The organism is Comamonas sp. B-9 (genome assembly GCF_000410635.1).
Taxonomy (GTDB): Bacteria; Pseudomonadota; Gammaproteobacteria; order Burkholderiales; family Burkholderiaceae_C; genus Comamonas.
In genome coordinates this window covers 38,768-39,092 of sequence record NZ_KE148591.1, presented here as the reverse complement: position 1 = coordinate 39,092, position 325 = coordinate 38,768, and the positions used below count along the sequence as shown (strand labels likewise).

Here is a 325-nt window from a genome sequence, read left to right as displayed (position 1 = left end):
GTGCAAGAAGGCCGGGTGCGCGTGGCCGCCGTGCAGAGCCCGGCCACCGCACTGCTGCTGACGGCTGGCCAAACCACCCAGGTGGCGGCCAATGGCCTGCTGGCCCCCGTGGGCAGTGTGGCGCCCGACAGCGTGGGCCTGTGGCGCAAGGGCCTGCTGCGCTTTGACAACACCCCGCTGGCCCAGGCCTTGCAGGAGATGGAGCGCTACGGCCCCACCGGCCTCATGGTGCGCGCCCCTGCTGTGGCCGCGCTGCCTCTTGGCGGCAGCTACGCGACGGCCAGGCCAGCCGAGTTTGCCCATATGCTGACCCTGGTGCTGCCGG

The 325-nt window shown here is 72.3% G+C and carries 1 pseudogene; it reads left to right on the top strand.

The annotated features are described in order from the left end of the window. Positions 1–325: pseudogene (locus H928_RS32390) on the top strand (iron dicitrate transport regulator FecR); the annotation flags it as partial.